The organism is Pseudomonas sp. 02C 26, from assembly GCF_002843585.1.
In the GTDB taxonomy this organism is placed as follows: Bacteria; Pseudomonadota; Gammaproteobacteria; order Pseudomonadales; family Pseudomonadaceae; genus Aquipseudomonas; species Aquipseudomonas shirazensis.
Genome location: NZ_CP025262.1, coordinates 688760 through 701003, shown reverse-complemented (window position 1 = coordinate 701003; position 12244 = coordinate 688760). Strand labels below are relative to the sequence as shown.

The following is a 12244-nucleotide window of genomic DNA, read 5'->3' as shown; positions in this document are numbered from 1 at the left end:
CTCAGCGCACGCCCGCCACCAGCACGGTCACCCCCAGGCTGATCAGCGCCACGCCGATCAGCCGATCAACCGCTCGCTGGCGCTCGATCATTGCCAGGCGCAGCGCTGCGCTGGAAAAAAACACCGCCACCAGGCTGAACCACAGCCAATGGGCGAAGGACATGAACGCGCCGTAGGCAAAGTCCTGCGCCAGCGAGCTGCCCGGCTGCACCACCTGGGTGTAGGCGCTGATCACAAACAGCATGGTCTTGGGGTTCAGCGCGTTGGTGAAAAATCCTGTGCGTAACGCACTCAAGCTACCCCTGCCCTGCCCCTGGCCGACGTCGTCGAGGTGGATCCGCTTGGTATTGGTCAGCGACTGGTAGCCCAGATATATCAGGTAGCCCGCGCCCAGCACCTTCATTGCCATGAACAGCGCCGGGCTTTGGCTGATGATCACGGCAATGCCCAGCACCGTGTACAGCACATGCACCTGCACACCCAAGGCAATGCCGACCGCAGCGGCCAGGCCGGCCTTGCGCCCCTGTGCATAACTGCTGCGGGTGACCATGGCAAAGTCAGCGCCGGGGCTGATCACGGCAAGTACGGTAAACACGGCGACGGCAATCAGTTCATTCACTCAGGCAACCTCGATAGACGATGAAAATCCACAGATCGTCGATTATCGAGGGCTTATCCACAGGTCAAAATCGATTTATAGTCGCGCATATCCGCTAGTTTTTCTCACAGATATGCAGCGTTCACTTGCGCCGAGATTTTCAATGAAACTGCCGCCGCTCAACACCCTGCGTTTTTTCGACGTTGCCGCCCAGACCGAGAGCTTTGTGCGCGCGGCCGAGCGCCTGCACGTCACCCATGGCGCGGTTAGCCGGCAAGTACGCTTGCTAGAGCAAAGTCTGGGGGTCGAACTGTTCGAGCGGCGCAACCGGGCGCTGTTTTTGACAGCCGCCGGGCGCGCCCTGCAGAGCACCACCCAGGCCATCTTCGAGCAGATCGAAGACACCGTGCAGCGCTTGCAACAACCGCTTCAGGACAACGTGCTGGTGCTGTCCTGCGAGCCGACCATCGCCATGCGCTGGCTGATCCCACGGCTGCCGGACTTTCATGCCGCGCACCCGGATATCCAGCTGCAACTGGTCGCAGCTGGCGGAGCGGTGGACTTTGCCCGTAGCGGCATTGACCTGGCCTTGCGGCGTGACGATTTTCACTGGGAACGCACGCTGCACAGCGTGAAGATCTGCGATGAATGGATGGGGCCGGTCTGTCGAGCGGGCAGCCAGCAAGCGGCGCAAAACCCTCGTTTGCTGCACAGCCGCACCCGTCCCAAGGCTTGGCCTGACTGGCATCGGTTGCGCGGCGAAGAGGTACGGCACCGCGCAGACAGCGAGTATGAGCACTTCTATCTGTCGATCCAGGCGGCCAGCGCCGGCCTTGGGCTGGCCATGGCGTCAGCCTTGATGGTCAGCGACGAGATTGCCAGCGGCCAATTGCACGCGCCCGCCGGGTTTATCGCGGATGGCTCGGCGTATCACCTGCTCAGCCCGCAGGCGTTTCTGCCAGGCTGCAAGCGCCAGCGCTTTGCCGACTGGGTGCGCCAGCAATGTCAGGCCTGCCTGGCTCAGCTGGGTTTGGCACAAAACGACGAAGCCGAGCTGCCATCACCGCCCCAAGTGCGATAGCCGGCCGTGTCGATATGGATGCGCCCCGACGGGTAGCGGCCCAGGCCCATATTCCAGGCCTGACCATGCTGCTGCCAGAAGCGGCACAACGGATTGGGGTCGGCCCATACCGGCAGCAACAGATCAACGGCAAAGGCGCGCATGTGGGCACTGTCCACCGCGCCGCCAGCGCAGGCGTTGAGTTGCGGATCGCGGTATGCCGAGACCACCTCGAACTGGCGCAGAACACCCTGCTCACCCAGCCTTTGCAGCAACGCCAGCGTCGAGCGCACTGCCGGCCACTGCGCTGCCGGCGGCACCGCGAACGGCGAGGCACGACACTGGCGCCAGTCCGATGCCGAGCGTAGTAGTTGATGGATAGGCACCACACCATACAGCCGTGCCTCGACAAGCATTTCGCGAAACGGTCGGGTCTGATGGTCGCCGGCCCACTGGGCGAACATCCACAGGTCGCGCGGGTCGGCCTGAGCAACACTGGCGATGCTCAAGCCAGCTGCACAGAGCAGCATCCTTGCTGTTTTCATTGCTCACCCCTTCAGCCAGTTGGCCGCTACTGGCTTAGAGTTAAGCCTACTCCTGCGGGCGCAGGCGGTATTGCGGCGGCAATTGGGCAAAGCCGCTTATGGTGGTGTCCAGGCTCTTCCAGCGGCCATCCTTGATGCCATAGATGCAACCATGGATAGACAGCTCCTGACCGCGATGCCAGGCGTTCTGGATGATGCTGGTGTGGGCAACGTTGGCCACCTGCTGGATCACGTTCAGCTCGCACATGCGGTCGACCCGCGCCTCGTCCGTGTCGAGCTTGGCCAGCTCACCGCGTTTTTCGTAGTAGAGGTCACGAATCGAGCGCAGCCAGCCGTCGATCAGTCCGAGTTGACGGTCCTGCATGGCCGCGCGCACGCCGCCGCAGCCATAGTGGCCGGTGACCAGGATGTGTTTGACCTTGAGCACTTCGACCGCGTACTGAATCACCGACAGGCAGTTAAGGTCGGTGTGCAGCACCACGTTGGCGACGTTTCGGTGGACGAACAGATCGCCCGGTAGCATGCCGACGATCTCGTTGGCCGGCACGCGTGCGTCGGAGCAGCCGATCCAGAGAAACTCCGGCGTCTGCTGACGGGCCAGCTTGGCGAAGAAGTCCGGGTCACGCTGGGTGATCGCGTCAGCCCAGCGCTCGTTGTTGTCGATCAGTTCCTGCAGGTCGTGCATGGTCTTGCCTCATCAGGTTATGCCTGTGTGACTGGACCTGCCGGCGCAAGGTCACTCGTCGAACAGGGTGCAGGCCATTACCAGGGCATCTTCGCGGCCACCAGCCATTGGATAGTAGTCGCGGCGCCGGCCAATCTCGTTGAAGCCGAAGCGTTCATACAGACGATAGGCCGACTGGTTGCTCGCGCGCAGCTCGAGGAAGCACTCGCGGCCATTGAGCTTGTAGGCCTCGGCCATGAGTTTTTCCAGCAGGCGCAGGCCGAGGCCGCGGCCCTGGTTTTCCGGTTTTACGGTGATGTTGAGCAGGTGCGCTTCGTCGATGATCACGTTGATCACGCCGTGACCCACCTGCTGGGCGCCATCGAACATCAACCAGATCTGGTATGACTTGAGCGCATCCAGAAAAATCCCACGGGTCCAGGGATGGCTGAACGCGGCGTACTCGATCTTCAGCACCGCATCCAGGTCCGCCTCGGTCATCGGGCGGAAACTGATCGAATCACTCATTCAACGCTCTTCCAGCGCGCCATCAGCTGGCGCATCGCTTGCCAGACGTCCGCCTTGCGCTGCGGCTCGTCCATCAACAGTTCCAGGCCAGGCAGCGCCCAGGCAGTGCCCAGCGCTTCGACCTGCAGTTCTTGGTAATAGGCCGGTGCCTCGGCCTGGGCGGCAAAGCGCAGCGCCGGCAGGCCGATCAGCCACAGGCAGGTGCAGGGAGATTCTTCCAGGCGTGCCTGGATAAAGCCTTGGACGAAGTCACGCGCAGCCTCGGGGCCTTGGTCCATGTTGCCGCGCACCAGCAGCGGCCAGCGGATCGGCTCGCCGATGATCTGCGGCGCATCCGGCAGGCCGGCGGCACGGAGCATGTCCTTGAGCAGCAGGTAGGATGGGTCGCGGCTCTGGAACGGCTGCCCGGTGGCCAGCTCGACCAGCACCAGGCAACTGCCGGCGCGCAGCAACTGCAGGGCAAACCGTGGCGGTGGCACCGGCGCCGCACGGGCCACCACTGGCTCAGCCTCGGTCTCGGTCGGCTTGACCGCTGGCTTGACGCTGCTGGCTGGGCGCGGAATCTCGATTTTCGGCCGTTCGATGCTGCGTGCCTGCGGCGCGACCGGCGCGGCGGCAGGCGCTGGCGCCAGGGCTTCGAGTTCGACCTCCTCGACCGGCGCCTGCGGCAGCAGCAGCTCGGGGCGCGACGGCGCGGCGAACGGCAGTTCGGCACGCGGCAGCCAGTGCACCACTTGCATGGCGGACAGGTAAGCGCGGCGGCGGGACTCGATCAGCACAGCACGGTCATCCGGGAAAAGTCAGTCGCGCATTCTAACGCCGTTGACCGCCCCGCGCCGCTACAGGTTGGCGGAAATTTGCCAGCCGGCAAAACCCTGAGCCAATCCGGTAAATCCCTGACGCAATCTCATTACAGACCAAGGGGTGAATTCCTCCCCCCCGGATGCAGTACAATCGCCGGCTTTAATTTGGCAACGAGTCGACCCGCCAATGATCGAACCCAAGCGCGTCCTGCGCGCCCTCGCCGAACACTGGGCATTGATCGAGCCGCTGTGCGAGCGTTTCGACCAGGGCACATTGAGCCTGATCGAACTGCGCCAGCAACTCGGCCGCCAGCAGGTAGAAAGCACCCCGCAGGACATCACCCAGCTGCTCGATGTGTGGATCCGCCTGGATATTCTGGTACCGGTGGCAAAAAGCCCGAACCGCTTCGAGCTGAATGCGCAGATTCATGACTTCCTGGCCTACCTGCGTCGCGAGCACCGGCTTGGTCTGTGCCTGGAAATCGAAGCCTATCTGCGCCACCTGGAGCGCCTGGCCGGGCATATTCAGGACGCTTTCGACAACCGCGACAGCGACGACCTGGCGCGCCAGCTGCGCTTGCTCGACATGCGCGTGCGCGACGTGTTGAAGAAACTCGACAACGACGAGCAGGCGCTGGTGGCCGTGGCCGAACGGGCCAAGACCAGCAACCGGCAGATCCCGCTGCGCCAGCGCTACGCCGAAGTACTGGCAACCTGGGACGAGTACGTCGAGCCGATGATCCAACTGGTCAACGCCGACGGCGCCTTCGAGCAAGGCGTGCGCAAGGTCGAGACAGTGCTGCTGCGCCTGCTCGGCGAGCAGGCGCGGCTCGGCCATCTGGTCGACGACGACATGCTCCTGCGCACCCATGCGCGCATCCTCGAGATGCAGACCAGCGCCCAGCTGACCCTGCGCCATGCCCGCGAACTGCTGCTGCCGCTGCGCGAAGAAGCGCGCCGGCACAACGCCGTGACCCGGGGCGCGGCGCTGGCCCTGTCGGTGATCCGGCGCAAGGGCATCGATGCCGTGCCGCACGCGGCCATGCCGATGTTCACTCGACCGCAAAGCACCTTTCTCGGCAGCGCCAGCCAGGTCGAGGCCTACGTTTACGCGCTGGCCCGCTTCGAGCCCAAGCCGGCGCGCTTCCCCAAGGCCCACCGCACCGACAAGGGCCCGACGCCACGTGCCCCGCGCACGGTCAAGGAGATGCTCGAACGCTGTGCCAGCGCCCTGCCGCTGCCCGACCTGATGGTGTGGCTGCTGGAGCAGGAGCCCGAAGGCGCCACCGACGAGCTGCTGTACTGGTTCTCGCGCCTGTCGCGCGAGAAGCGCTTCAGCCGCGAGCGCCTCGAACGGCGCGACTATCTCACCACCGAACACCGGGTGAGCCTGCGCTCCTTCGCCCTGACCGAATCATCGCCTGCATCCACTGCGAGCCCAGCCAATGCATCTTGATCTCTCCGAACTGTCCCAGCTCGCGCCGATCTTCCGCGAGCTGTTCAAAGGTTTCCACGTCAGCCGCCGCGACCCCGAGTTGTACGCCCAGCTGTCGAACTTCCAGGACCAGTACCGCACCCTGTTCAAGGCGCTTGGCTTCGAGCTGGTGTGCGATACCCGCGGTTTCTATTACTTCGTGCCAGAGCTGGCCGCGGCGCAGGTCAACAAGACCGCCCAGCGCCTTTCGCTGTTCACCTTCATCCTGGTCGAGCACCTGGCTGACCAGGGCCGCGACCCGATCGCCGTGCTCGATGGCGGCAGCATCGGCCGCGATGAGCTGCCGTCGCTGCTGGAAAAGTACCGCGACCTGTTCATCCAGGCCGAAGTACAGACCGTCGACGAGCTTGAAGAAAAGATCCTCCGGCGCATGACCCAACTGGGCTTCGCCCATGAAGAAGGCGGCATCTACCGCTTCCTGCCGCCGATGCACCGCTTCATCGATGTGTGCCTGTCGGTGCAGCAGGACCGCGACCTGGCCGCGACCCTGCACAGCGCCCTGCCACTGCCGGTACCGGTGCTGGCCGACGACGACAGCGCCGAGCAACTGGAAACCGACGACCCGCTCGACCTCAGCCCGTTTGCCGGCGACGAGAGCGAAGAAGACGCCCTTGCCCGCGCCATCCGCGAAGAGCAACAGGAGATTGACGCATGAGCCAGCAACGCTACGGCATCCGCCGCTTCGCCTTGCTCAACACCGCCGGCTACAGCCTCGGCCTGTTCCCGCTGGAGCACCCGCTGTCGGTCTATGGCGCCAACAACCTGGGTAAGTCGGCGTCGATCAACGCCCTGCAGTTCCCGATTCTGGCGCGCATGTCGGACATGAGCTTCGGCAAGTACAGCCTCGAGCAGTCGCGCCGTTTCTACTTCGCCAGCGACACCAGCTACATCCTCTGCGAGCTGGACCTGCCCCATGGCCCGCACGTGATTGGCGTGGTCGGCCGCGGCCCGGGCGGCGGCTTCGGTCACCAGTTCTTTGCCTACCAAGGCCAGCTGGACCTGGCTCACTACCAGAAAGACGACACCTGCCTGCGCCAAAAGGAGCTGTTCACCAACCTTGAGCGCAATGGCCTCAAGGCGTATGAGCTCAAGCCCGACGAACTGCGCCGTCTGCTGGTCGGTGGCCATACTTCGGTGCCACTGGACCTGACCCTGATCCCGCTGCGCTCGACCAGCGAGCAGAGCCTGAAGACCTTCCGCGCCCTGTTCATCAACCTGCTGCACATGCGCGAAATCACTGCAGCCAAGCTCAAGCAGCTGTTCCTCGATGCCTTCGAGCACAGCCTGCGCTCGGGCAGCGTCGACTACATCGCTGCCTGCGAAGAGGCCTTCCGCGACGTACGCCGCATGGAAGGCGATTACAACGCCCTGGTCGCCGCCGGGCCGTTGGTCGAAGCCCTCGCCGGCGGCGTCGCCCAGCGCGACATCCTGCGTGGCAAGCTGCATCGCCTGTCGCCGCTGCTGGATAACCTGCTCGGCACCTGGCAGGAATATGCCATGGCGCGTAAAGAAGAACTGCTGATCCAGTCCGAGCATTACCGCAGCGAGCAGGACCGCCTGCAGAACGACCAACGCGGCGGTACCCAGGAGCTGATGCGCCTGGAGCGCGAGATCAGCGGTATCCAGCGCTGGCTGGGCGAACTGTCGGTGCTGAAGAATCGCTTTGCGCTGGTCGATGATGTACGCGCCCTCGAGCAGCAGTTGCTTGCCGCCAAGGACGCCCACGACGAACTTGCCGGCGCCCTGGCGCAATCGCGGCAGTTCTCCGCCGAAGACCTCGACGAACGTGTGCGGGATCTGGAGAAGCGGGTCAAGGTGGTCAAGCAGCAGCTCGATCATGCCGACAACAACAGCTACGCACGCCTGCGCGAAGAGTTCTCGCAAGGCGACGTCGACCGCCTGATGCGCCTGTTCAACGGCGCACTGTTCAGCCTGCCGCTGGGCGAGCGCGGCATCGAACTGGATGACAGCGACCTCTGGGTCAAGTCACTGGAAGCGGTGCTCGACAGCTTCAAGGGCGAGCGTTTCGAAGCCCCGGGCCTGTCCATCGACCTCTCGCACATCGAGCCGCCGGCGCTGCAAGCGTTGGCTGACCGCGCGGCCCTGCGCGACCAGAAAGACCGCCTCGACCGCGAGCTCAAGCAGCTCAAGACCCAGCAGGCGGTCGCCGCCGACCGCACCGCCAGCAAGGCCCAGACCGAAGCCCTGTACCAACAGGTACTGGATGCGCAAAAGGCCCTGGAAGACTTCCGCCGCAGCGAAACCCTCGCCGCCGAAGAGCCAGAAAAGCTTGAGCAACTGGCCCAGCTTGAAGCGGCCCAGGACGAACTCAAGCGCTCCAGCGACGCTTTCACCGAGCGCGTCCAGCAACTGTCGGCCAAGCTGCAACTGGTCGGCCGTCAGTTGGCCGACCTCGAAGCCAAGCAGCGCACCCTCGAAGATGCCCTGCGCCGCCGTCAGCTGCTACCCAACGACATGCCGTTCGGCACGCCGTTCATGGAAGCGGTGGACGACTCGATGGACAACCTGCTGCCGCTGCTCAACGACTACCAGGACAGCTGGCAGGCGCTGCAACGGGCGGATAACCAGATCGAGGCGCTGTACGCCCAGGTACGCCTCAAAGGGGTGGCCAAGTTCGACAGCGAAGACGACCTGGAGCGCCGCCTGCAGCTGCTGATCAACGCCTACTCGCACCGCACCGAAGAAGCCCTGACCCTGGCCAAGGCGCGCCGTGCAGCGGTTACCGACATCGCCCGGACCCTGCGCAACATCCGCAGCGACTACGACAGCCTCGAGCACCAGCTGGCACTGTTCAACCGCGAGATCAACAAGCGCCAGGTGTCCAACCTGGAAAGCTTCCGCGTGGTGCTGGCGCCGAACAAGGAAGCGCTCAAGCACATCGACCAGATCATCCACAGCGCTGGCCAGTACGAAGAAGGCGAGACCCTGTCGGTGTTCGACCTGACCCAGAGCAGCGACCAGGATCACAAGAACGAAGAGGCCAAGGAGTACCTGGCCCGGCTGGTGGCAGCCAACCACAACCAACTGGGCCTCAAGGACCTGTTCGAGCTGGCGTTCGAGATCACCAAGATCAACAGCCAGCCGGTGATCCACGCCGACATCGATGGCGCTGCCTCCAACGGCACCACCATGACCATCAAGGCGCTGACCAACATGTACTTGTTGCTGCACCTGATGGACCGCGACCTGGCCGGACGCATTCGCTTGCCGTACTACCTCGACGAGGCCGCCGACATCGACGAACGCAACCAGGCGGCGCTGCTCGAGACCAGCCAGCAGCTGGGCTTCGTGCCGATTCTGGCCAGCGTCAAGCCACAGGTGTCGGCGCACGTGGCGATCGATCTGGAAGGTGGTAGCGGGCCGAATGGCATCTACATCGACGAATCGGACTGGAAGTACATCAGCCGGATCGATGCAGAGAAGGCGATTGTGCGTGAGGATGTGGCCGAAGAGTTGGCCTGATCTGTGATCTGCGCTAGTGGGGCCGCTGCGCGGCCCTTTCGCGACACAAGGCCGCTCCTACAGGAAAGCAGCGATCTGCTGTTGTAGGAGCGGCCTTGTGTCGCGAAAGGGCTGCAAAGCAGCCCCGAAATACGTACTACCTGCTACTGCGCCCAAGGCAGAATCGGAATCGCGGTCACCGCGTTCTGCGGGCTGCCTTCGATCATGCGATCGCTGTAGACCAGGTACACCAGGGTGTTGCGCTTCTTGTCGAGAAAACGCACCACCTGCATGGTCTTGAACACCAGCGAGGTGCGCTCCTTGAACACCTCGTCACCGTCCTTGAGTTCACCCTTGAAGTTGATCGGCCCAACCTGACGGCAGGCGATCGAGGCTTCTGCACGGTCCTCGGCCAGGCCCAGGCCACCCTTGACGCCGCCAGTCTTGGCCCGCGACAGGTAGCAGGTCACACCCTCAACCTTGGGGTCATCGAAGGCTTCGACGACGATCCGGTCATTCGGCCCGACAAACTTGAATACGGTCGAGACCTGGCCGATTTCTTCAGCGCCCGCGACCATCGGCAGCATCAACACCGCCACGGCAAACAGATTTTTCAGCACAGTCATCCCCTTACACCAGAACCAGGTTGTCGCGGTGCACCAGCTCGGGCTCCGCGCTGTAGCCAAGCAACGCTTCGATTGCATCGGACGGCTGACCGATGATCTTCTGCGCTTCCAATGCACTGTAATTGGCCAGCCCGCGGGCCACTTCGTGGCCGTCCGGGCCGACGCAGATCACCATCTCGCCGCGACGGAAGCTGCCCTGAACAGTCTTGACCCCAACCGGCAGCAGGCTCTTGTTGGCCTGGCGCAGTGCCTGCACGGCACCCTCGTCGAGCACCAGTGTGCCGCGGGTCTGCAGGTGGCCTGCCAGCCACTGCTTGCGTGCCGCGAGCATGCCGCGCTCTGGCGACAGCAGCGTGCCCAGGCGCTCACCGGCCTTGAGCCGATCCAGCACGCGTTCGATGCGCCCGCCAATGATGATGGTGTGCGCACCGGAACGCGCCGCCAGGCGTGCCGCACGCAGTTTGGTCTGCATGCCGCCGCGGCCCAGCGCACCGCCGGTGCTGCCGGCCACGGCGTCGAGCGCCGGGTCATCGGCGCGCGCTTCGAAGATCAGCTGGGCGTCGGGGTTGTGCCGTGGGTCGGCATCGAACATGCCATCGCGGTCGGTGAGGATCACCAGCAGGTCCGCCTCGACCAAGTTGGCCACCAGCGCTGCAAGGGTGTCGTTGTCGCCGAAACGGATCTCGTCGGTGACCACCGTGTCGTTCTCGTTGATCACCGGCACCACACCCAGATCGACCAGAGTGCGCAGGGTGCTGCGGGCATTCAGGTAACGCTTGCGGTCAGACAGATCGTCGTGGGTCAGGAGGATCTGCGCGGTGTGCTTGCCGTGCTCACCAAAGCTCGACTCCCACGCCTGCACCAGGCGCATCTGGCCCAGCGAGGCGGCGGCCTGCAGCTCGTTCATGGCACTCGGTCGCTTGTTCCAGCCAAGCTGGCTCATGCCCGCTGCTACGGCCCCGGAAGAGACCAGCACCAACTCCACCCCTGCTTCACGCAGGGCCACCATCTGCTCGACCCAAACGCCCATGGCACCGCGGTCCAGGCCCTTGCCATCGGCGGTCAGCAGGGCGCTGCCGATCTTCACGACCCAGCGCTTCGCGCCCGTCACCTTGCTTCGCATCTTCATCCAACCCATGTCGATTCGTAGATACTAAAACGCCGCTCCTGAGAGCGGCGTTTAGTGTACTGCAAGCGATCAGTCGCGCACGTAAATGATTTCCGGGCCGTCTTCGTCGTCCTCGAAATCATCATCCCAGACATCGTCTTCGCCAACGCTGTGCACGCTCTTGACGCCAGTGCGGCGCAAGGTACGGGCATCGTCCAGGGCCTGCAACTGAGCACGCGCTTCGTCTTCGATGCGCTGATCGAGGCTGGCCAGCTGCGCGGCGTAGGCCGGGTCGGCGGCCAGGCGGTCGGCGCGGTCTTCGAGGTAGCGCATGATGTCGCGGCTGAGGGCTTCGGTACCCTGCTTGGAGATTGCCGAGATCACATAGACCGGGCCCTTCCACTGCAGGCGCTCGACCACTTCCTTGACCCGCTCGTCACGCTCGTCGTCCATCAGCATGTCCGACTTGTTCAGCACCAGCCAGCGCTCACGCTCGGCCAGCGACGGGCTGAAGCGGGTCAGCTCGTTGACGATGACTTCGGCAGCGTCGGCCGAGTTGGTCTCGTCCAGCGGCGCCAGGTCAACCAGATGCAGCAGGATGCGAGTACGCGCCAGGTGCTTGAGGAAGCGGATACCCAGGCCGGCACCTTCCGAGGCGCCTTCGATCAGGCCGGGGATGTCGGCGATGACGAAGCTCTTCCAGCGGTCGACGCTGACCACGCCCAGGTTTGGCACCAGGGTGGTGAACGGGTAGTCGGCGACTTTCGGCTTGGCGGCCGATACCGAACGGATGAAGGTACTTTTGCCAGCGTTGGGCAGGCCGAGCAGGCCGACGTCAGCGAGGACTTTCATTTCCAGTTTCAGGTCACGCTGATCACCCGGCTTGCCTGGGGTGGTCTGGCGTGGCGCACGGTTGGTGCTGGACTTGAAACGGGTGTTGCCCAGGCCGTGCCAGCCGCCTTGGGCGACCATCAGCTTCTGCCCGGCCTTGACCAGGTCGCCGATCACTTCCTGGGTCGAGGCATCGATCACGGTGGTGCCAACCGGCACCCGCAGGATCATGTCTTCGCCCTTCTTGCCGGTGCAGTCGGTGCTGCCGCCGTTGGCGCCGCGCTGGGCGTCGAAGTGACGGGTGTAGCGATAGTCGACCAGGGTGTTGAGGTTTTCGTCGGCAATCATGTACACCGAGCCACCGTCGCCGCCATCACCACCGTTGGGGCCACCGTTTTCGATGAACTTCTCGCGGCGGAAGCTCATGCAACCGTTACCGCCATCACCGGCTTTGACCCGGATCGATACTTCGTCAACAAACTTCATAGAAACCGCCTCTCGTCAGCAGACGAGTTGAAATGACT

At 63.9% G+C, this 12244-nt stretch carries 12 protein-coding genes; 4 read left to right on the top strand and 8 right to left on the bottom strand.

All coding sequences use genetic code 11. The annotated features are described in order from the left end of the window. Position 1: 1 nt before the first annotated feature. Positions 2–619, bottom strand: a complete 618-nt coding sequence (locus tag CXQ80_RS03220; RefSeq protein ID WP_101316422.1) for a LysE family translocator — start codon at positions 617–619, stop codon at positions 2–4. Between the two features lie 142 nt (positions 620–761). On the opposite strand from CXQ80_RS03220, the gene CXQ80_RS03215 reads away from it, so the two are divergent. Next, the gene (locus tag CXQ80_RS03215; RefSeq protein WP_101316420.1) at positions 762–1679 is read left to right on the top strand and encodes a LysR substrate-binding domain-containing protein; all 918 of its coding nucleotides are present in this window, start codon (positions 762–764) and stop codon (positions 1677–1679) included. Here CXQ80_RS03215 and CXQ80_RS03210 read toward each other — a convergent pair. Genes CXQ80_RS03210 through CXQ80_RS03195 form a run of 4 tightly spaced genes read right to left on the bottom strand, consistent with a single transcriptional unit; the run spans position 1619 to position 4174 of the window. Continuing rightward, on the bottom strand, positions 1619–2203 hold the full coding sequence (locus CXQ80_RS03210; RefSeq protein WP_178080743.1) for a D-Ala-D-Ala carboxypeptidase family metallohydrolase: 585 nt from the start codon (positions 2201–2203) through the stop codon (positions 1619–1621). The genes CXQ80_RS03215 and CXQ80_RS03210 overlap by 61 nt on opposite strands. Positions 2204–2249: 46 nt before the next feature. Continuing rightward, the gene (gene can, locus CXQ80_RS03205) at positions 2250–2888 is read right to left on the bottom strand and encodes a carbonate dehydratase (RefSeq protein ID WP_101316418.1); all 639 of its coding nucleotides are present in this window, start codon (positions 2886–2888) and stop codon (positions 2250–2252) included. Between the two features lie 51 nt (positions 2889–2939). Beyond that, positions 2940–3395, bottom strand: coding sequence for a ribosomal protein S18-alanine N-acetyltransferase (rimI, locus tag CXQ80_RS03200; RefSeq protein WP_101316416.1), 456 nt, complete (start codon positions 3393–3395; stop codon positions 2940–2942). Beyond that, the gene (locus tag CXQ80_RS03195; protein WP_101316414.1) at positions 3392–4174 is read right to left on the bottom strand and encodes an energy transducer TonB; all 783 of its coding nucleotides are present in this window, start codon (positions 4172–4174) and stop codon (positions 3392–3394) included. Before CXQ80_RS03195 ends, rimI begins: the two co-directional genes overlap by 4 nt. A 211-nt stretch (positions 4175–4385) precedes the next feature. On the opposite strand from CXQ80_RS03195, the gene mksB reads away from it, so the two are divergent. From mksB to mksF, 3 genes are read left to right on the top strand one after another with little or no spacing between them, the layout of a single operon-like run. After that, positions 4386–5654: an Mks condensin complex protein MksB gene (mksB, locus tag CXQ80_RS03190; RefSeq protein WP_101316412.1), complete on the top strand. Its 1269-nt coding sequence runs from the start codon at positions 4386–4388 to the stop codon at positions 5652–5654. Continuing rightward, positions 5644–6348 (top strand): Mks condensin complex protein MksE, encoded by a 705-nt coding sequence (gene mksE / locus CXQ80_RS03185; RefSeq protein ID WP_101316410.1) that lies wholly within the window; start codon positions 5644–5646, stop codon positions 6346–6348. The genes mksB and mksE overlap by 11 nt, the downstream gene beginning before the upstream one ends. After that, positions 6345–9176: an Mks condensin complex protein MksF gene (gene mksF, locus CXQ80_RS03180; protein WP_101316408.1), complete on the top strand. Its 2832-nt coding sequence runs from the start codon at positions 6345–6347 to the stop codon at positions 9174–9176. The genes mksE and mksF overlap by 4 nt, the downstream gene beginning before the upstream one ends. Positions 9177–9319: 143 nt before the next feature. Here mksF and CXQ80_RS03175 read toward each other — a convergent pair whose 3' ends face one another. The 3 genes from CXQ80_RS03175 to cgtA form a co-directional block, all read right to left on the bottom strand. Then, on the bottom strand, positions 9320–9781 hold the full coding sequence (locus CXQ80_RS03175; protein ID WP_101316406.1) for a CreA family protein: 462 nt from the start codon (positions 9779–9781) through the stop codon (positions 9320–9322). A gap of 4 nt (positions 9782–9785) precedes the next feature. Next, positions 9786–10904, bottom strand: coding sequence for a glutamate 5-kinase (proB, locus tag CXQ80_RS03170; protein ID WP_101322938.1), 1119 nt, complete (start codon positions 10902–10904; stop codon positions 9786–9788). A gap of 75 nt (positions 10905–10979) precedes the next feature. Beyond that, entirely contained in the window at positions 10980–12206 is a 1227-nt protein-coding gene (gene cgtA / locus CXQ80_RS03165) for an Obg family GTPase CgtA (protein WP_101316404.1), read from the bottom strand. Positions 12207–12244: the final 38 nt, after the last annotated feature.